The 18653-nt window shown below is 56.3% G+C and carries 18 protein-coding genes; 7 read left to right on the forward strand and 11 right to left on the reverse strand.

Going from position 1 to position 18653, the window contains the following annotated elements; translation table 11 throughout:
- Positions 1–34: 34 nt before the first annotated feature.
- Positions 35–409 carry a phasin family protein gene (locus B0H98_RS12065; RefSeq protein ID WP_106375318.1) on the forward strand — a complete coding sequence of 125 codons (375 nt, stop codon included), beginning with the start codon at positions 35–37 and terminating at the stop codon, positions 407–409.
- 58 nt (positions 410–467) lie between these two features.
- On the opposite strand, the gene hda is transcribed toward B0H98_RS12065, so the two are convergent.
- Positions 468–1172 carry a DnaA regulatory inactivator Hda gene (hda, locus tag B0H98_RS12070; protein WP_106375319.1) on the reverse strand — a complete coding sequence of 235 codons (705 nt, stop codon included), beginning with the start codon at positions 1170–1172 and terminating at the stop codon, positions 468–470.
- Positions 1169–2281 carry an AI-2E family transporter gene (locus tag B0H98_RS12075; protein WP_106375320.1) on the reverse strand — a complete coding sequence of 371 codons (1113 nt, stop codon included), beginning with the start codon at positions 2279–2281 and terminating at the stop codon, positions 1169–1171. The genes hda and B0H98_RS12075 overlap by 4 nt, the downstream gene beginning before the upstream one ends.
- A 198-nt stretch (positions 2282–2479) precedes the next feature.
- Between B0H98_RS12075 and purM the strand changes: the two genes are divergently transcribed.
- Both purM and purN read left to right on the forward strand, forming a co-directional pair.
- Entirely contained in the window at positions 2480–3547 is a 1068-nt protein-coding gene (purM, locus tag B0H98_RS12080; RefSeq protein WP_106375321.1) for a phosphoribosylformylglycinamidine cyclo-ligase, read from the forward strand.
- Positions 3544–4284, forward strand: a complete 741-nt coding sequence (purN, locus tag B0H98_RS12085; RefSeq protein WP_106375322.1) for a phosphoribosylglycinamide formyltransferase — start codon at positions 3544–3546, stop codon at positions 4282–4284. The genes purM and purN overlap by 4 nt, the downstream gene beginning before the upstream one ends.
- Before the next feature lie 107 nt (positions 4285–4391).
- Here purN and dcd read toward each other — a convergent pair whose 3' ends face one another.
- The 4 genes from dcd to cobA all read right to left on the reverse strand — a co-directional run bounded on the left by dcd (position 4392) and on the right by cobA (position 7997).
- Complete coding sequence (dcd, locus tag B0H98_RS12090; protein WP_106375323.1) at positions 4392–4958, reverse strand: dCTP deaminase; 567 nt, start codon at positions 4956–4958, stop codon at positions 4392–4394.
- A gap of 9 nt (positions 4959–4967) precedes the next feature.
- The gene (gene apbC, locus B0H98_RS12095; RefSeq protein WP_106375324.1) at positions 4968–5768 is read right to left on the reverse strand and encodes an iron-sulfur cluster carrier protein ApbC; all 801 of its coding nucleotides are present in this window, start codon (positions 5766–5768) and stop codon (positions 4968–4970) included.
- A gap of 145 nt (positions 5769–5913) precedes the next feature.
- Complete coding sequence (locus B0H98_RS12100) at positions 5914–7077, reverse strand: coiled-coil domain-containing protein (protein ID WP_106375325.1); 1164 nt, start codon at positions 7075–7077, stop codon at positions 5914–5916.
- 140 nt (positions 7078–7217) lie between these two features.
- Complete coding sequence (gene cobA, locus B0H98_RS12105; RefSeq protein WP_106375326.1) at positions 7218–7997, reverse strand: uroporphyrinogen-III C-methyltransferase; 780 nt, start codon at positions 7995–7997, stop codon at positions 7218–7220.
- A gap of 297 nt (positions 7998–8294) precedes the next feature.
- Here cobA and B0H98_RS12110 point away from each other — a divergent pair, with 297 nt between their 5' ends.
- From B0H98_RS12110 to B0H98_RS12125, 3 genes are all read left to right on the forward strand, one after another.
- A complete protein-coding gene (locus B0H98_RS12110) occupies positions 8295–9191 on the forward strand; it encodes a GGDEF domain-containing protein (protein ID WP_106375327.1) in 897 nt (298 codons plus the stop codon).
- A gap of 265 nt (positions 9192–9456) precedes the next feature.
- The gene (locus B0H98_RS12120) at positions 9457–10647 is read left to right on the forward strand and encodes an amino acid aminotransferase (RefSeq protein ID WP_106375328.1); all 1191 of its coding nucleotides are present in this window, start codon (positions 9457–9459) and stop codon (positions 10645–10647) included.
- 226 nt (positions 10648–10873) lie between these two features.
- Positions 10874–12358, forward strand: a complete 1485-nt coding sequence (locus B0H98_RS12125; protein ID WP_106375329.1) for a uracil permease — start codon at positions 10874–10876, stop codon at positions 12356–12358.
- Between the two features lie 7 nt (positions 12359–12365).
- Here B0H98_RS12125 and B0H98_RS12130 read toward each other — a convergent pair whose 3' ends face one another.
- The 3 genes from B0H98_RS12130 to B0H98_RS12140 form a co-directional block, all read right to left on the reverse strand.
- Positions 12366–13652 (reverse strand): MATE family efflux transporter, encoded by a 1287-nt coding sequence (locus B0H98_RS12130; RefSeq protein ID WP_422822151.1) that lies wholly within the window; start codon positions 13650–13652, stop codon positions 12366–12368.
- A 144-nt stretch (positions 13653–13796) separates the two neighbouring features.
- Positions 13797–14381, reverse strand: coding sequence for a YceI family protein (locus B0H98_RS12135; protein ID WP_106375462.1), 585 nt, complete (start codon positions 14379–14381; stop codon positions 13797–13799).
- Between the two features lie 124 nt (positions 14382–14505).
- Positions 14506–15063 carry a cytochrome b gene (locus B0H98_RS12140; RefSeq protein ID WP_106375331.1) on the reverse strand — a complete coding sequence of 186 codons (558 nt, stop codon included), beginning with the start codon at positions 15061–15063 and terminating at the stop codon, positions 14506–14508.
- Positions 15064–15424: 361 nt separating this feature from the next.
- Between B0H98_RS12140 and B0H98_RS12145 the strand changes: the two genes are divergently transcribed.
- Positions 15425–15697: a hypothetical protein gene (locus B0H98_RS12145; RefSeq protein WP_106375332.1), complete on the forward strand. Its 273-nt coding sequence runs from the start codon at positions 15425–15427 to the stop codon at positions 15695–15697.
- Between the two features lie 98 nt (positions 15698–15795).
- On the opposite strand, the gene B0H98_RS12150 is transcribed toward B0H98_RS12145, so the two are convergent.
- On the reverse strand, positions 15796–16995 hold the full coding sequence (locus B0H98_RS12150; RefSeq protein WP_106375333.1) for an O-succinylhomoserine sulfhydrylase: 1200 nt from the start codon (positions 16993–16995) through the stop codon (positions 15796–15798).
- Between the two features lie 39 nt (positions 16996–17034).
- Complete coding sequence (gene purF / locus B0H98_RS12155; protein ID WP_106375334.1) at positions 17035–18555, reverse strand: amidophosphoribosyltransferase; 1521 nt, start codon at positions 18553–18555, stop codon at positions 17035–17037.
- Between the last annotated feature and the right edge of the window lie 98 nt (positions 18556–18653).

An 18653-nucleotide genomic window follows, 5' to 3' on the forward strand; every position in this document is an offset into this window, starting at 1 on the left:
GATCAGTACGCCAAACCGCTTCAGGAGCTTTTGAATGAATACTTTCAATACCAACGAAATGAATCAGCAGTTCGATAATCTGTTCATGGCACCGGCTCGCGCTTATGCCGCCCTGACTCTTGATCACGCCGAAAAGATGTTCAATGCACAGATGGATACAACCCACGCCTATGCGCAAGCAGGCATTGCACAGCTTCGCGAGCTGAGCAGCATCAAGGATCCAGAGGCGCTGCGTCAGTACATGGAAAGCCAGCAGCAGGTCGTCAAGGAGATGGCTGAACGCGTGAAGGGCGATGCGGACAAGGTCGTATCGCTTCAGCAGGACTTCTTTCAAAAGGGTCAAAAACTTACTGAAGAGAGTGTCAAACAGGCTCAGTCAGCTGCCGGCAAGATGCGTAAACCGGCCTGATATTCAGCACAGCACTCTGTATCGTTCTATGCCCGCGAATATATTTCGCGGGCTTTTTTTACCAGCCAAGGGCCGATTTGACGAACGGAATGGTCAGTTTTCGCTTGGCAGAAAGAGATGCCTGGTCAAGGGTTTCAATGGCTCGACAAAGCTCGCCAAGCTCGCGCGGGCCGCGGTGCAGAATATAGCGCCCCACGTCATCCGGCAGCTGCAGCCCTCTTACGTGGGCACGCAACTTGAGCGCTGCCAGGCGCGCGTCGTCGTCCAGTGGGTTCAGGTGAAAGGTTACTCCCCAGCTCAACCGCGAAGCCAGATCGGGCAAGGCAACATCCAACTGACGAGGTGGCGCGTTTGAGGCAATGACCAACTGTTTGCCCGCATCGCGCAGCCGGTTGAAGGCGTGAAACAGCGCCTCTTCCCAGCGCTTGCGGCCCACCACATACTCCAGGTCATCAATGGCGACCAGATCAAGCCGTTCGATATCTTCAAGCATGAGTGGCGGAAAATGCCCAAGGTCGGCAAGCGGCAGGTAAAGCGAGCGTTTATCGGCATCGGAGGCAGCGTGGCACGCGGCCTGAAGCAGGTGGCTGCGGCCGCTTCCAGGCGCTCCCCACACGTATATGAACGGTTCCGAATTGGGCTGAAGCTGATGGGTCAAATGCTCAACCAGTGATGCGTTTGCCCCTGAAGCGTAATAGTTATTGAAGGTTGCATCATCGCGCAACCCTACTCCTAACGGCAGCTGTGCCGGCATTCGGCTCATGATGATTCCCTTTCGTCGTGACGACCTAGCCCATCATGGTGGTTCAAAGACGTTAATGAGCGCGGCTCGGCTCTGTAGAGCGTGCTCTGCTTGTAACGGTCGTTCAATTCGCGAAGAAGCACCATGAAAACGGCCGCGGCGGGTAGTGCTAACAGCACGCCGGTAAAGCCGAAGATGTTACCTCCTGCCAGCACGGCAAAAATGACCGCCACCGGATGCAGGCCGATCTTATCACCCAGAAGTTTGGGCTGTAGTATGACACTTTCTGCGGCCTGACCGATACTAAATACCACGATCACTCCCAGTACCGCCCACCACGTACCGAATTGAAATAGCGCGACAATTAGTGCGACTGCAATCCCTACGATAAAGCCCAGAAAGGGAACAAAGCTTACAATGCCAGAAACAAATCCGATCAAGAGCCCAAAGTTGAGGCCCATCAACGTAAGGCCCGTGGCGTAGATCACACCAAGGCATAGCATGACCAGCAGTTGACCGCGTAAAAACGACGCCAGCACTTCATCACAGCGCCTGGCCAGGCGAAAAACATCACTTGCCCACTGGCGCGGTACCAGGCTTGCGATGTTGCTCAGCATCCGGTTCCAGTCAAGCAGAAGATAGAAGGTCACGACGGGAATCAGCGCGATATAGGTGATCCAGGTCATGAATGCCACCCCAGAGCGTCCGATATGGCCAAGCGCCTGGGCAAGGTAGCTGCCCGCATCACGCCAGTTCTCCACCAGCACTTCGCGCACGTTGGTAATTTCGGCACGCAGATCGTAGCCGGTCCACTCCTGGACCTGCGGCGCCAGAACGGTTTCAAACCATGCAAAAATTCCCGGCACGGCCTCCCCCAACTGCTTGATCTGCTGCACGACCAGCGGTATGAAAATCAGCAGACTGGCAGTCAGTACAATCAACAGCACCAGAAACACCAGGCTGACCGCGATGGGACGCTTCATTCCCAACCGCTGAAAATAGTTGGTTAACGGGTCGGCCAGATACGCCAGCACCATGCTGGCCACAAACGGCATCAGCACTGAATTGAGCAGGTATACAAGCCCAACTGCCACCACCAGAAGCACCGCTCCTAACCAGGTATTTCGCATCGTTAGACTCTCCTTCCTGGATTCATCAATTGCGCCATTAGCGTTAGATAATAACAAAAGTTGCGTTAACAAAGACCTTAGCTGCATACCGGCGATGCGGCACGCGGCACTGGATGGTACAATCCGCTGCAGTTAATGCCCGGCACTGGCCAATGCGCCAGCACTACCCGTACTGCTATAGGCTTCACAGGAACTGTCATGACCGAGACTTCCACTTCTCCGGCTACCCCCTCACTCAGCTACAAGGATGCCGGTGTCGATATTGATGCTGGAAACGCCCTGGTTGACCGCATCAAACACGTTGCCAAGCGCACCACACGCCCTGAAGTAATGGGCGGGCTGGGGGGCTTTGGTGCACTATGCGAACTGCCTGCAGGCTACAAGCAACCGGTACTGGTATCGGGCACCGATGGGGTGGGTACCAAACTGCGCCTGGCAATGGATCTTGGCAAGCACGACACCATCGGCATCGATCTGGTGGCCATGTGCGTCAACGATTTGATCGTTGCCGGCGCCGAGCCGCTTCTATTCCTGGACTACTATGCCACGGGCAAGCTGGATGTGGATATTGCCGCTGACGTGGTCACCGGCATTGGTGCAGGTTGCGAGCTTGCAGGCTGCGCGCTGGTTGGCGGTGAAACGGCGGAAATGCCGGGAATGTACGAAGGCAGTGACTACGATTTGGCAGGCTTTTGTGTCGGCGTCGTGGAAAAGTCCGAAATTCTTGACGGCAGCAAGGTGGGCGAAGGCGACGTACTGCTCGGGCTCGCCTCTTCAGGCCCTCACTCCAACGGCTACTCGCTGATTCGCAAGATTCTCGAGGTCAGCAACGCATCTCTGGATACCCAGGTAGACAACGCCCCGCTTGGCGATGCGCTGATGGCGCCGACGCGCATTTATGTAAAATCTCTGCTTTCACTAATGCGCGACACTTCGCTTTCCGTTCATGCCCTGTCGCATATTACCGGCGGCGGTCTGCTGGAAAACATTCCCCGCGTCTTGCCGGACAACCTGGCGGCGCATATCGATATCACTACCTGGCAGCGCCCTGCCGTGTTTGACTGGCTTCAAGCCCAGGGCAATGTCAACGAAACCGAAATGCACCGCGTTCTGAACTGCGGTATCGGCATGGTAGTGGTCGTACCGGCGGCTGAAGCCGAACAGATCATGGCGCATCTTCAGGTTCAGGGCGAAACGGTCTACCGTATCGGTCATATCATCGAACGCCAGAATGACGCCGTGGTGCTGGAGAACCTGTCAGCATGAGCGGTACCGACTACCCAAGCGATACGATCACCGACATGTCGCCGGAACCCGTTGGCGCCCGTCGCGTGGTGGTGCTGATTTCAGGCAGCGGCAGCAACCTGCAAGCGCTGATCGATGCCCAGACCCATGACAGGCTGGGCGGCGAGATTGTAGCGGTTATCTCCAATGAACATGACGCCTACGGCCTGAAGCGCGCCCACGAAGCGGGTATTGAAGCCGTTGCGCTGCCCCACCGCGAATACGATAGCCGCGATGCTTATGATGGTGCGCTGATCAAGGTCATCGAGCGTCATGAGCCTGATCTGATCGTACTGGCGGGCTTCATGCGTATTCTGACGCCGCGCTTTGTGCAGCGTTTTCTAGGCCGCATGCTCAACATCCACCCATCGCTTCTCCCCGCGTACCAGGGCTTGAACACGCATGCCCGGGCACTGGCAGATGGTGTCGCAAGCCATGGCTGTAGCGTGCACTTCGTTACCGAAGAGCTGGATGGTGGCCCGGTCGTGCTTCAGGCGGAGCTCGCAGTTACCGCAGATGACACTGTAGAAACGCTAAAGGAGAAGGTGCATGCCCGTGAGCATCTGATCTACCCGATCGCGGTACAGTGGTGTCTTGAAGGCCGCCTGCAGTTCAGCCCTGAAGGCGCCAAGATGGATGGCCATCTACTGCCGCCCCACGGCATGTGCCTTTCCCATGAGGACGCTGCCGAAGAGCTCGACGAAGACGCCGAAGAGTAGCCGGTAGCCGCTTGGCCCTGTGACTTCGACCCTGTGGCTTAATATCGATGTATTAAAAAAGCCTTACGGGAAACCGTAAGGCTTTTTTTGAAGCATGAAACCCGCTATCAGGTCCGCGGCAGGGTTACACCGCGCTGCCCCATGTATTTCCCCCCCCGATCCTTGTAGGACGTTTCGCACACCTCATCGGATTCCAGAAACAGCATCTGGGCCACGCCTTCATGAGCATAGATCTTGGCGGGCAGATTGGTGGTGTTGGAAAACTCGAGCGTCACGTGACCTTCCCACTCGGGCTCAAGCGGTGTCACGTTGACGATGATACCGCAGCGCGCATAGGTAGACTTACCCAGGCAGATCGTCAATACGTTACGCGGAATGCGAAAATACTCGACGGTTCGCGCCAGCGCAAACGAGTTGGGGGGAATGATGCATACGTCCCCTTTTATATCTACAAAGCTCTTGGCGTCAAACGCCTTGGGATCGACAATGGCCGAGTGGATATTGGTGAATACCTTGAACTCATCGGCACAGCGCACATCGTAGCCGTAGCTTGAGGTGCCGTAGGAAATGACCCGCTGGTCATTTACATAGCGAACCTGCTCCGCTTCAAACGGCTCGATCATGGCATCGCTTTGCGCCATGCGACGAATCCACTTATCTGATTTGATACTCATGCGTTACTTCTACTCGCTAAAAGAAATGGTGGGGCCATTGCTTGCCCCGGCACTCACTGATTGAGCAACCTGACGGGCGATATCGGCAAAGGTCTGGCTGACAGCGCTATCCGGTTCGGAAATAACGCTTGGCTTGCCCGAATCCGCCAGCTCTCGAATCGATAGCGTCAGCGGCAGGCGGCCAAGCACGGCTGTCTGATACTCCTGGGCAATCAGGTCGCCACCACCGGTACCGAAAATGGCGGCTTCATGGCCACACTTTTCGCAGTGATAAAGGCTCATGTTCTCGACCACGCCCAGTACCGGTACGTTGACCTTGCGGAACATCTCGATACCCTTGCGCGCATCCAGCAGCGCGATATCCTGGGGAGTGGTGACGATAACCGCGCCGGATACCGGTACTTTCTGCGCCAGCGTCAGCTGTATATCGCCGGTGCCAGGCGGCATGTCAATCAGCAGAAAATCGAGATTGTCCCACTGGGTCTGGGTCAGCATCTGCTGGAATGCCCCTACCACCATCGGCCCACGCCAGACCATTGCTTCACGGCTATTGACCATGAACGCCATGGACATGGCTTGAAGGCCGTGGGCCTGTAGAGGCAGAAACTTGTTATCACCCGTCGCCTGAGGGCGCACACCCTCTTCAACGCCGAGCATCTGGGCTTGGCTTGGGCCGTAAATATCGGCATCCAGTACGCCAACCCGGTACCCAAGTGCAGAAAGGGCCAGAGCCAGATTCACCGTAACGGTTGACTTGCCCACACCGCCTTTACCCGATGCCACTGCGACAATATGTTTTACGCCGTCCATTTAGTCGCACTCCTCTTGTAGGGGTAGATCATTCGCTTGGGCAAATGATACTCGCTGAGCGCGTTTTCATAAACTAACAAACCAAAAAGCGGATGCTGGTGACCCAGCATCCGCCTGAACGATTATCAAAATGAACAATAAAGCCCTACTGAGCGCTACCTTGTTGCTGGCTGTCGTCAGCATCATTGGCGGCTTCCTGGTTCTGACCATTCTGTTCGGAGCCACTATCATTGGAAGCTTCCCCTTCTGAGGCAGCCTCTTCTTCCTGACCGGCAAGTGTAGGCACTTCGCCGCTTTCGACATCATCGACGCTGCCCAGGCGCTGGTCGAGCGAGGAAAGCTCTTCGCGCCACTCGCGAAGCTGGGTTTCCAGGCGAGAAAGCTGCTCTTCACGCGCCTCGATATCATTTTCGACATTGGCCACTTCATTGCGACCAATATCCAGCGCCACCATCAGGTCGTCCATTTCACTGCGAACCTGGCTCAGGCTCTCGTCTTCCTGCTCACGAAGTTCTGCCAGTGAATCGACTTCGTTTTGCAGCTCATCACGCTCGCTGGTGATCGATTCGCGGCTGCTCTCTATTTCATCGAGCTCGCTTTGGGCAGACGAAATCTGCTCCTGCAGATTGCTGAGCTCTTCATTGGCCTGGCTGATCTGCTCTTCGAGGTTGGAGAGCTCTTCTTCTGCGTTACCTAGCGCGTCAATAGCTTCCTGGCGCTGCTCTTCGGCCTGCTGGCGGGCAGTCTCGGCTTCCTGGCGAGCCTCATCGGCACTTTCGCGCGACGCTTCAATCTGCTGAAGCGTAGATTGTGCTTCATCACGCGTGGCAACGATTTCATCACGCTCATCACGCAGTGACTGCATACCGCTTTCTGCACTTTCAAGCTCTTGGGTCAGAGCGTCGACCTCTTGTTGAAGCGAGTTACGCTCAGACTCCAACGTTTCCAGACGCGACTGGGTTGAGGCGGCCTCGCTCTGGGCATTTTCAAGTGCGGCGGTGGCTTCGTTGCGCTGCTCTTCCAGGGACGCTATTTCAGCCTGAAGGTCGGCCATGTTCGTTTCGGCCTGATCGATCTCCTGGATGCGGCGGCTATAGCGGCGGTTGTCCTGCTCGACGCTTGCCAGCTGCGCTTCAAGGGTTTCAACGCGGTCCTTATGGGTATTGGCATTGGACTGCGCCATGATGGCCCAGATAACCGCAATGGCGGTGATACCGGCCATCGCCCTGACGCGGTTATCCTTGAACAGGCTTTTGGTGCCCAACCGACTTGTAGGCGTGGGGTGGTCTGAGCGGTTTGCTTCTGACATTCTGCGTCCCTCTTTTCTAGGCTACCGATACCAGCAGCGTTAATTGTGCGCTTACCCTGTATGTCTTTACTAGCATACACAGCAAATGGCATCTAGCCAGTCCATTAGCGAATTCAACGTATTAACGCTAAACCCTCTTACTAATGTAGATCATTTCCATGATCAGGCCCGCTCGTCTTCTGCCCTTCAAACCAGGATAGCCTTGAATGCAGTGATACCACGCTGCCCACGATTAAAAGCGCCGGCGATTGGATATGCCCAGCTGTCAATGCGCTCGGCAGACATGCCAACGTTCCCACATGGGTTTTTTGGGCGCTAGTCGTGCCCTGCTCGATGACGGCAAGCGGCGTATCAGACGCCAAGCCATGAACCTGGAGCTTGTCGCTAATCACCTCAACGCTGCTCAAGCCCATGTAGAACACCAGTGTCTGACCCGACCGGGCTAACGCCGCCCAGTCCAGTGCGTTCTCATCACCTGCCACGTGGCCGGTAACAAGGTGTACCTCCTGAGCATGATCGCGGTGGGTCAATGGAATACCGGCATAGGCTGCGCAGCCGGAAGCCGCGGTAATCCCCGGCACGACTTCAACCGCCAGGTTATCGGCCATCAGTGCTTCAAGCTCTTCACCGCCGCGTCCAAAGATGAAGGGGTCACCCCCCTTTAACCTGACCACTCGCTTGCCTTCGCTCGCCCAGCCCACCAGTGCCTGATTGATATCCGCCTGAGGAACGCTATGCATCGAGCGCGCCTTGCCTACATAAAATCGCTGGACGCTTTCAGGTACCAGATCAAGAATCTCCTTACTCACCAGCCGGTCATACACCAGGATATCGGCCTGCTGTAAACGTTTATAGGCTTTCAATGTGAGTAGCTCGGCATCACCTGGTCCTGCCCCTATCAGGCTGACTAACCCGCGCATTCCTTTCCCCTGATCGATGTTTGCTTACGTTAATCTGTAAGCGCATGTTAATGACAACTTGGCTATTAATTGAACAAAGTGGCAGCAAAAATTACACAGAAAAATATATAGTCTAACCTTCATATAATTAAATACACTTAAAAGACGATAAACTCGCTTTTTATAATAAAAAAGAATCTATTAATACTAATTTATTATTAAAAATATACGCATTTGTCAGCAATAGCTTACAACTCAATTACGTAAATAGGGCTAGTCTTCACAGTCATCTTTTGGCATTCGTCTGGAGCTTCACGCATGTCCGTGAAAGACAACCCTACATTCTTGAGCGCTGACGGCTTGGTACCACGGTTACCCGGCGTCGTTTTTCAGTTTTTCCGCTCGTTCAATGGTCATATGAACTTCCCCTATCTCGAAGGAGGCGGAAGTGCGCTTGACTATATCGACCGCGAACAGCTGGCGCTTGATGCGGGTGGCCTGATTGAACATATAACAGGTAATGAATACCCCAAGGTCATGTCGGCCATCGAGCGCTCGGCACGCTGGATGCTACCACTTACCACACGCTTCAAGTTCCCCATGACCGGCACCCGTTCACACTGGATAGCCGTTTCCGCCAATCCTGAACCTACGGTAGAGGGCGTACTGTGGACAGGCTTGATGATGGATATCACCGAACAGGTGGTTGAAGAGCAAAGGCTACGCAAACTGTGCGATACCGATGCGCTTACCGGCCTGCCCAATCGGCGCAAGCTGATGCTGCACCTGTCCCATCTGGCCTCGCTAAGCACGCGCCACGGCACGCCGCTTTCCATCATGATGGTCGATATTGATCACTTCAAGCTGCTTAATGACCGCTGGGGGCATTTACAGGGCGATGAAGTGCTCAAGCAGCTAGCAACAGAAATGAAAAAGCTTTTACGCTGCGAGGACATGGTGGCGCGTCTAGGGGGTGAGGAGTTTATGGTCGTGTTGCCGCTAACACCGCTGCAACAATGCCATAAACTTGCCGACCGTTTACGTCTGTCTGTTTCTCAACAGGATTTTGGTGTGGGTGTAGGCGAAGTGACGCTTAGTATTGGGGTGGCCGAGTATCGATGTGGCGAGCCTTTAATGCACTTTATAGAGCGTACGGACCAGGCACTCTACAGCGCTAAAGATGTCGGACGCGACTGCGTCTGCTTATTACCCTGACCGTATAACGTCGAAGGGCATCAGAGTGGCGGATTGTCGAGCACGATGGCATCATGAAGCTGTCACGATGTTTTACGTCGTGACGCTGCCAACGCGCGGGTATCTACTCAGCGAGTTGGCAAGCCAATCGCGCAGGCTGGATAACGTCCATTGCCTTGCCGGCCAGTTTAAACCCGCCTTGCACGGGTAGCCGCATCGCATCCACTGCCTGCAGCACCTAAATGATTTCCTTCTTGCCGCCAGAACCGACGAGGTAGCTGAGTACATGTTTGAGCATATAGAGCGAGTCCCTGGAGATGCCATTCTCGGGCTGATCGAAGCTTTCAAAAAAGACACCAATCCCCAGAAGGTTGACCTGGGCGTAGGTGTTTACCGCGACTCCAACGGTAATACGCCTGTCATGCGCGCCGTCAAGGAAGCCGAAGCTCGCCTGCTCAAGAATGAAAGCACCAAAACCTATATTGGCTCGCACGGCGCACCGGCTTATGGCCATGTCGTGCTCCCCATGGTACTGGGCGGCGACTCGCCCGTTCTTGCGGCCAACCGCGCAAGCGCAACGCAATCCCCCGGCGGTACCGGTGCACTGCGTCTGGCGGCGGATTTCATCGCCACACAGCTGCCGGGCAAAGGTATCTGGGTGAGCGACCCTACCTGGCCTAACCATCACGGAATCTTCACCTCCGCAGGCATCGAGCTCCATAAGTACCCCTATGTGGATGCCGATAACCGCCTGGACTTCTCCGGCATGCTCAATGCCCTGAAACAGATCCCCGAAGGCGATGTGGTCGTGCTTCACGCCTGCTGTCATAACCCGACAGGCTTCGATCTTTCCCAGGAGCAGTGGCAGGAAGTACTCGAGGTCCTGCGCGAGCGCAAGCTGCTGCCGCTGGTTGATTTTGCCTACCAGGGGTTTGGTGAAGGCCTGGATGAAGACGCTTACGGCGTACGCCTTCTGGCAGAGAAGCTCGATGAAGTCATCATCACCAGCTCCTGCTCCAAGAACTTCGGCATTTACTGCGAGCGCACGGGTTGTCTGATCACCGTTGCCAAGGATGCCGAGCAGATGGAGAACGTACGCTCACAGGTAGCCATCGTTGCCCGTGAAAACTACTCCAATCCGCCGGCTCACGGTGGTGCTATCGTCAGTGAAATCCTGGGCGATGCAGAGCTTACGGACATGTGGCGCGAAGAGCTCACGGAAATGCGTGATCGGATCAATACTCTGCGTCGTGATTTCGTGGAAGCCCTGAAGCCTTATGGACTCGACCAGAAATATGCCTGCGTTGCCGAGCAGCGCGGCATGTTCTCCTACACGGGCCTGACGCCTGAACAGGTTGACCGTCTGCGCGATGAGTTTGGCATCTACATGGTGCGCTCTGGCCGCGCCAACGTGGCGGGCTTCTCGCATGAGAATCTGCCCTACCTCGCCAAGGCGATCGCCGCTGTCAACGAATAAGCCGTACCGGTACGCCCCCTTGACGCCCAGGCTCTGCCTGGGCGTTTTGCGTTGTGAGCATCACGCTTGGGAACGGTTTTAATGTTGTGTACAATTGCGCGCTTGCCGCCAGAGCCTGGGGCGCCCGTGCGGCGTTCCTTTCAGCGCAACACCTGACCGATTAGTCAAATCCAAGGACAACTCGCAGGTAGCGCGCTGACGACATCACTCGTAAACGAGGCCTTTCATGGCGGCTGCCAGCACACACTATCCCTGGTACAAAAAAGAAGACACCGACGCGTTCTTCGCTCTCTTCCAGAACAATATCGCCAACTTCATCGTGATTGCGATCACCATGCTGGGCATGGGGTTTCCAACGTCGATTGTCTATGGGCAGGTGCTCCCGGGGGCGGCCGTTGCCGTCATGGTAGGTAACTTCTACTATGCCTGGAGCGCCGCGCGCCTTGCGCGCAAGGAGAATCGCACCGATGTCACCGCCCTCTCCTACGGTATCTCAACCCCGGTCATGTTCGTCTTTCTGTTCGGCGTACTGCTTCCCGCCAAGCAGCTGACCGGAGATGCGGAGCTTGCCTGGAAGGTCGCGGTAGCCGCCTGCTTTATCAGCGGCGCCATTGAAGCTGCCATCAGCGTGATTGGCCGCTGGGTGCAGTATCATCTTCCCCGCGCCGCCATGCTGGGCGCGGTGGCGGGTGTGGCGCTTACCTTCATCGCCGGTGAAATGCTGTTCAAGACGCTTGAAGTACCGGTAATCGGTCTGCTGGTGCTGGGAATCATCATTATCGGCCTGGTTGCCCGAGTCAGCATGCCGTTCAAATTACCCACCTCTCTGTTCGCCATTGTGATCGGCACGGCCATGGCGTACCTGATTGGCGATGCGGGCAGCGAGCGTTTCAGCGATGCCTTCACTCACCTGGGCTTCTACCCGCTGCTGCCCAACCTGGCCTGGTTCGAAGGTCTTGGCCTGCTGTTTACCGGCATGCTGGCCGTACTGACCGTAGTGCTGCCCATCACGCTCTACAATGCCATTGAAACCATGAACAATGTGGAAGCCATGGAGGCCGCCGGCGACAAGTACGATGTGCGCGAATGTCAGGCCGTGGACGGCGTGGGCACCATGTTAGGCGCCCTGTTTGGTGGCGTATTCCCGACGACTGTTTATATTGCAACGGTAGGAGCCAAATGGATGGGTGCCGGACGCGGCTACAGCCTTCTCAACGGCGCGGTTTATGCCTTGGCGACCATGACAGGCTTGATCGCCGCGCTGGCAGCGATCATTCCGGTATCGGTAGTGGCCCCCATTCTGGTGTTCGTCGGCATGTCGATGATTGCAACCGCCTTCCAGGCCAACGACACGCGCTACTACCCGGCCGTGGCGCTCGCCATGCTGCCCTACTTCGCCAACTACCTGATGACGCGTTTCAACCGGGGCGCCGGTGAGGTGGTCAGTGATATCTCCAGCGCCATCGTCGTGATGGGCCAAGGCGCCATGTTCATGGCCATTCTGCTGGGCGCCATGACGGTGTCGGTGATCGATCATCAGTTCAGAAGAGCCGCGGTGTTTGCAGGTATTGCCGCAGGCTTCTCCTTTGTAGGGTTGATGCACGCGCCAAAGCTTGCCGTCAATGCGGCACCGGAGTTTGTGATGGGCTATCTAGCCATGGCACTGCTGTTTGTTTACTTCTCTTTTCAAGAGGCGCACCGCGTCCGCTGATAGCATCTCAAGCGCTGTATCCCGCCTGCCGTTCGGGGCGGGATAGTATGCGCCGCAACACAACCCAGGCAAAAAGTCCCGCCAGAAGGTTACCCAGCGCTGCCCCGGCAGCCAACCCCAGCCAGCCAAACAGCTGCGCGCCTACCCACAGGCAGGGCAAGTAGAAGACAAACAGCCGCGCGCTGGAAAGCAGCATGGCGCGCAGCGGCCAGCCCAGCGCGTTACCCGCCGAGACCACCAGCATGCATATCCCAAGGGCCGCGTAGCTGGGCAGCAAAAACCGGATTACCAGGGTCAGCTCGCTCTGAACGTTCGGCGTACCTGCCAGTACCAGGGCAAGCCAGGGCGCGCAGAGGGCAAGCAGCACGCCAAGCGTTAGTTGCCAGGCAAGGGCCACTTTCAGCGCCAGGCGCATGAGCTGCTGAATCTGCCCCCAGTCACCGGCACCATAGCAGCGGCCAAGCCAGGGCGGAAGCGACATGGTCATGGCCAGTATGACCATCAGTGAAAGCGTCTCCAATCGGCTGGCAAGCCCCCAGGCCGCGACCTGGGTATCCCCCAGCCCCGCGACTACCGAAATGGTCAGCATACTGGCAAGCGGCGGCATCAGCTGGCTTACCATGGCAGGCGCGGCAATGCCCATGTAGGGTCGCCAGGAGCGCTGGGCTTCCTGCCAGATTCCTACACGGGTTACCCACTGCTTGCGAATCAGCTTTTGGGTGGTTATCAAAAGCCCAAGCGTAAACGCAATACAGGTAGCCCATGCCGCGCCCGGCAGGCCCCAGCCCTCCCATGAGCCCACTCCAAAGATCAGCAGCGGGTCAAGCACCAGATTGGCAACACTGCTTAGCACCATCATCTTGCCCGGTAGCCGCGTATTACCGTGGGCGCGAAATACGCTATACATGAAGTAAAGCAGCGCACCAAGCCATGCCGATAAGAGCTGTGGCCCCCAGTAGATGCGAATGTAGGCAAGCGCCGTCGTATCGGCACCCAGCTGGCGAAAAATGGGCGCATGAAATAACCACAGTCCTATGCAGATCACACCGATGATTACTCCACCGGCAAGCAGTACCAGGCTGCTCAGTCGCTTGGCCCGGGCGTGTTCATTGCCACCCAGAGCGCGCGATATAAGCGCGGCGATAGCAATGCCCATCCCCACCTGAATACCGATGATGAGAAACGAGAGAGGAAAGGTAAATGATTGCGCCGCCAGAGGCGCGGTGCCCAATCGGGCGATGAAAGCACTATCGACAAGTTGAAAACCCAATAACGCCAATACACCAATGGCCATCGGCCATGTCTGGCGCCATAAGGTTATAGCCAACTCGCGCTGTTGCAAGGTGTTACTCAAGCTCGTCACTCCTTTTCAAAATCGCGGGTCATAAACAAAAAAACCACCGCCCGGCAAGGGCGGTGGCGTTTCAAGCATTAACGCTTACTGACGAATGCCTTCAAACGTCACGTAAAGCTCGAGCTCGTGCATCGGCTCGGGGAAATCGCTCATGTCGATGCCGAAATCGCTCAGCGTCAGCGTTGTCTTGCCTTCAAACCCGGCGCGGTAGTTGCCCCACGGGTCATCGCCTTCACCAATAAGAGTAACCGGCATTTCGATTTCCTGGGTTTCACCATGCAGCATCAGGTCACCGGTAAGAACACCTTCGTTATCGCCGGTTGACTCAAAGCCGGTGGAGGTGAACGTGGCGGTGGGATACTCGCTCGCGTTCAGGAAATCATCGCTCAGGATATGACGGTCACGCTCAGCATGGTTGGAATCCAGGCTGTCGACCTTTACTTCAAACTCGACGGAAGAAGCATCCAGGTCATCTTCGTCGTAGGTGAACTGCCCATCAAATTCCTTGAAGCTGCCCAGCAGGTAAGACATGCCCAGATGGCTGATCTTGAACTGGACAAAAGCGTGCTGGCCTTCGGTATCCACCTGATAGTCGGCGGCTTGCGCCTGGCTCAGGGGTACCAGCAATGCAGCAGCAACGGCAGAGGCACATGCAGTCTTTTTCAACATCATCAATATCTCCTTACTTTCCGTAGTAGGCACTGCGAGTATAGTCTGCTCACAGCGTTCAAAACCCGTTTCATCAAACTCTACATGGCAAGCGCAAGTTTGCCATTCCCGGCGGCGTAGATGTTTACATCTGCCTGGGACGATACCAGGGATTGATCATCCGAATCAGCGTATCGTGCTTGTTGATCCAATGATGTTTGAAGGCAGCCAGCGCGTGTCCGGCAGCCAGAATGATCAGTGCCAGTGCGCTGTACCAGTGGATGTCGCCAGCAATGCTGGCCTGATTGGGCAGCCCATGAACCAGGGCTGGCACATCAAACCAGCCAAATACGCTGATACTACGTCCGTTGGCGGTAGAGATCAGATAGCCACTCCCCATGACCAGCAGCAGAATCGCGTAAAGCGCAATATGCCCAAGGTGCGCGGCCAGCTGTTCAAAGCGACTGCCCTCACCGGCAGGCGTAGGCTGCACCAGACGCCAGATAATCCTCGCCACGGTGCCTGCCAGCAATAAAATACCGATCGAGCGATGGACCCAGGGACCCAGGTTGTACCAGCTGTCGTAATAGCCAAGTCCCGTCATCCACCAACCCAGAGCAAACAGGCCAATAATCGCCAGAGCACTCAGCCAATGAAGAAAAACACTTACCACTCCCCAGCGCATGCGCGTGTTACGCCACATCATTTATTCCTCATCGAGCCGCCCGTGTTATTGCAGGGCTATCGGCTTGAGCGTGCCATTAATATGAGGTAAATCTTGAATTTACCTGCAAAGCATACTGATAACGAACATGCATGACTGCTGAAAAAACCAGAACACTTCATTCGTAAAAACCACTGAATAACCCGCTAACAATTTTTACACATGCATGGCTGCCAGCCTTCCTGAAATCGCTCACCACCATTCGATAAAGTAGCAAATAAACGGCAATTTTAATCAATTTTATTATTTGCTTTGCGCGCTTAATATTAGCGCATGCCTTAACACGGCACGTCGAAACGACTTGGTACCGAATTTAAAAAATCAAGAGAGAACGCCACTCATGAAAAAATCTACACTGATCGCCGCTATCGCCCTGACGCTGACCTCTACTGCTGCACTGGCTGAGCAGGGCTCTGGAGAACTCAATGAAATCGTTCACGCCAGCTCCACAGCAGGCTACAGCACCGACGAACTGTACATGACGCCCGCTGACCTGCCGCTGGTCAATGGCGACGCCGCCAAGAACCGCGTTATCGAGCCGAGCTCAGAAGCACATCACGGCAGCCACGACGAGATTGTCCAGTCAGACCTGCCGCACCGCAACGCTTCCTGAAACCGGCTGCCGCTGATTTAAACAGCGCAAGCCCAGGTTACGAAAGCAAAAAACCCACCGCGAGGTGGGTTTTTCGTTATGCGCACGAACGCCTTACATCAACCGGCAGCCAATGCGTCCAGACCTCGTGCCAGGTCGCGCTGTAGATCCTGCTGGCTTTCCAGGCCAACGGCTACACGAATCAACCCGGGGGCGATGCCCGCCGCCTCCTTTTGAACATCAGAGAGACGACCATGGGTAGTGGTTGCCGGATGAGTGATCGTGGTTTTCACATCACCCAGGTTGCCGGTGATCGACAGCAGGCGCGTGGCATCGATTACCTGCCAGGCGCCCTCCTGCCCGTTGATCACTTCAAACCCCAGCACGGCGCCAAAGCCTTTCTGCTGCTGCTTGGCAAGGGCGTGCTGAGGATGCGTTTCCAGACCGCTGTAGTGCACCTTGCTTACCGCGGGATGCTGGTCAAGCCAGCGTGCCAGCGTCAGGGCGTTTTCACAGTGAGCCTTCATGCGCAGCGAAAGCGTTTCAAGGCCCTTGGTAAAGATCCAGGCGTTGAAGGGGCTCATGCACGGGCCACAGGTGCGGACGACGCCAAAGACCTCTTCCAGCAGGTCGTGCCTGCCAACCACCGCCCCGCCAATTGCCCTGCCCTGCCCATCCAGGTACTTGGTCGCGGAGTGAATCACCAGATCGGCACCCAGTGCCAGGGGCTGCTGAAGTACCGGCGTCAGAAAGCAGTTATCAATCGCCAGCAGAGCGTCATGCTTTCTGGCAAGTGCAGCAAGTGCCTTGATATCGGCAACTTCAGAAAGCGGGTTGGACGGCGTTTCGGCAAACAGCAGGCGCGTCTTGGGGGTAATGGCCGCTTCCCAGGCCTGCTGGTTTGAAAGCTCGACGTAGCGTGTAGTAATGCCGAACTTGCCCAGGTACTTGTCGAACAGACTGACCGTTGAACCGAACAGTGAACGCGACGCTACGATCTCATCCCCGGCTGACAACAGTGCAAGGGCGGTGGAAAGAATTGCCGCCATGCCCGAACTCGTGGCCACGCACCGCTCGCCGCCTTCAAGGGCGGCAAGACGACGCTCGAAAGTATGCACCGTGGGGTTGGTAAAGCGCGAGTAGACGTTGCCCGGTTCCTTGCCGCCAAACTTGCGTGCCGCCTCGGCGGCACTTTCATAGACAAAGCTTGAGGTAGGAAAGATCGGCTCGGAGTGCTCCTGCTCGAATGTGCGCTGGTGGCCTGCACGAATCGCCAGCGTCTCCAACGACCAGTCGTCCTGTTGGTTGTCATCCTGCATGGGCGTGCCCCTTATATTCAGTAAACATCACGATCCGGTTCAGTCGTCGAGATCATCGTCCTGGTTATGCATATCCACCAGCGCATGATCGCCGGCGCTCTGATCCTTGGCAGAATCGTTGCGGCTGGCTTCCAGGACTGCAAGGTAGGCCTCGTCGATGTCGCCGGTCACATAATTGCCATCAAACACCGAGCAATCAAAGGCTTCCATTTCCGGATTGACTTCACGGCAGGCATTCTTGAGGTCTTCCAGATCCTGATAGAAGATACGGTCGGCGCCAATCAGCTCGCCCACTTCCTCTTCCGTACGGCCATGGGCGATCAGCTCGACCGCCGCGGGCATATCGATGCCGTACACGTTGGGGTAACGTACCGGCGGCGCGGCGGAGGCAAAGTAGACCTTGCGGGCGCCCGCATCGCGCGCCATCTGAATGATCTGTTTACAGGTTGTGCCACGCACGATGGAGTCATCCACCAGCAGCACGTTCTTGCCCTTGAACTCAACGTCGATGGCGTTGAGCTTCTGGCGCACCGACTTTTTCCGCTGGGTCTGGCCCGGCATGATGAAGGTCCGGCCGATATAGCGGTTCTTCATGAAGCCTTCGCGGTAGGTAACCCCCAGGTGCTGGGCCATCTCGAGTGCCGAGGTACGTGAGGTATCGGGGATCGGAATTACCACATCGATATCGTGATCCGGCCACTCGCTGAGAATACGGTCACCGAGCTTGCGCCCCATCTGCATCCGCGTGCCGTATACGTAGGCGCCGTCGAGAATGGAGTCAGGACGCGCCAGATACACGTGCTCGAAGATGCACGAACGCAGCTGTGGGCGGTCTGCACATACCTGGGTATGGAACTGTCCCTGCATATCGACAAAAATCGCTTCCCCAGGGCCGAGGTCGCGCTCAAGCTCAAAACCGCCCACGTCGAGCGCCACCGACTCGGAAGCGATCATCACTTCCTGACCGCTATCGGTCTGGCGCGTACCGAACACCACAGGGCGAATGCCGTGAGGATCACGAAAGGCCACCATGCCAAAACCGTTGATGATCGCGACCGCCGCGTAGCCGCCCTTGCAGCGCCGGTGCACTCTACGAACGGCATCGAAGATGTCTTCCGCTTCCAGGTGCAGCCCCTGCTTGCCAAGCTCATGGGCAAACACGTTAAGCAGCACTTCCGAATCGGAACTGGTATTGATATGGCGAAGGTCGGTCGAGAACAGCTCCTGCTTCAACTGCTCGGAGTTGGTCAGATTGCCGTTATGCGCAAGCGCAATACCGTAGGGGGAGTTGACGTAAAACGGCTGTGATTCCGCTTCGCTGGAGGAACCGGCGGTTGGGTAACGTACGTGGCCGATGCCCAGGTTGCCCTTGAGGCGAGCCATGTGACGGGTGTGAAATACATCGCGCACCAGTCCGTTGCTCTTGCGCAGTAGGAAGCGTCCCTCGCTCCAGGTCATCATGCCGGCAGCGTCCTGGCCCCGATGCTGAAGTACGGTCAGGGCATCGTAGATTCCCTGATTTACCGCCTGCTTGGCCAGAAGGCCTACTATACCGCACATTCAAGTTACCTCGCTTTAGTGCCATGGCTTGCCAAAACAAGCCCGTACGTTCCTGAAACTCATTTTCAAACTGCCTTTCGCACCGACGGCGCCAAAGG

This window comes from Vreelandella songnenensis, from assembly GCF_003002925.1.
GTDB lineage: Bacteria > Pseudomonadota > Gammaproteobacteria > Pseudomonadales > Halomonadaceae > Vreelandella > Vreelandella songnenensis.

Excerpts from the sequence above, each read along its gene's own strand:
- B0H98_RS12145 (WP_106375332.1), top strand. The coding sequence starts at position 15,425 with ATGAAAAAATCTACACTGATCGCCGCTATCGCCCTGACGCTGACCTCT.
- B0H98_RS12075 (WP_106375320.1), bottom strand. The coding sequence starts at position 2,281 with ATGCGAAATACCTGGTTAGGAGCGGTGCTTCTGGTGGTGGCAGTTGGG.
- B0H98_RS12135 (WP_106375462.1), bottom strand. The coding sequence starts at position 14,381 with ATGTTGAAAAAGACTGCATGTGCCTCTGCCGTTGCTGCTGCATTGCTG.
- B0H98_RS12150 (WP_106375333.1), bottom strand. The coding sequence starts at position 16,995 with ATGCAGGATGACAACCAACAGGACGACTGGTCGTTGGAGACGCTGGCG.
- B0H98_RS12100 (WP_106375325.1), bottom strand. The coding sequence starts at position 7,077 with ATGTCAGAAGCAAACCGCTCAGACCACCCCACGCCTACAAGTCGGTTG.
- apbC (WP_106375324.1), bottom strand. The coding sequence starts at position 5,768 with ATGGACGGCGTAAAACATATTGTCGCAGTGGCATCGGGTAAAGGCGGT.
- hda (WP_106375319.1), bottom strand. The coding sequence starts at position 1,172 with ATGAGCCGAATGCCGGCACAGCTGCCGTTAGGAGTAGGGTTGCGCGAT.
- purF (WP_106375334.1), bottom strand. The coding sequence starts at position 18,555 with ATGTGCGGTATAGTAGGCCTTCTGGCCAAGCAGGCGGTAAATCAGGGA.
- B0H98_RS12120 (WP_106375328.1), top strand. The coding sequence starts at position 9,457 with ATGTTTGAGCATATAGAGCGAGTCCCTGGAGATGCCATTCTCGGGCTG.
- B0H98_RS12110 (WP_106375327.1), top strand. The coding sequence starts at position 8,295 with ATGTCCGTGAAAGACAACCCTACATTCTTGAGCGCTGACGGCTTGGTA.
- B0H98_RS12140 (WP_106375331.1), bottom strand. The coding sequence starts at position 15,063 with ATGTGGCGTAACACGCGCATGCGCTGGGGAGTGGTAAGTGTTTTTCTT.
- purM (WP_106375321.1), top strand. The coding sequence starts at position 2,480 with ATGACCGAGACTTCCACTTCTCCGGCTACCCCCTCACTCAGCTACAAG.
- B0H98_RS12125 (WP_106375329.1), top strand. The coding sequence starts at position 10,874 with ATGGCGGCTGCCAGCACACACTATCCCTGGTACAAAAAAGAAGACACC.
- purN (WP_106375322.1), top strand. The coding sequence starts at position 3,544 with ATGAGCGGTACCGACTACCCAAGCGATACGATCACCGACATGTCGCCG.
- B0H98_RS12065 (WP_106375318.1), top strand. The coding sequence starts at position 35 with ATGAATACTTTCAATACCAACGAAATGAATCAGCAGTTCGATAATCTG.
- B0H98_RS12130 (WP_422822151.1), bottom strand. The coding sequence starts at position 13,652 with ATGGCCATTGGTGTATTGGCGTTATTGGGTTTTCAACTTGTCGATAGT.
- cobA (WP_106375326.1), bottom strand. The coding sequence starts at position 7,997 with ATGCGCGGGTTAGTCAGCCTGATAGGGGCAGGACCAGGTGATGCCGAG.
- dcd (WP_106375323.1), bottom strand. The coding sequence starts at position 4,958 with ATGAGTATCAAATCAGATAAGTGGATTCGTCGCATGGCGCAAAGCGAT.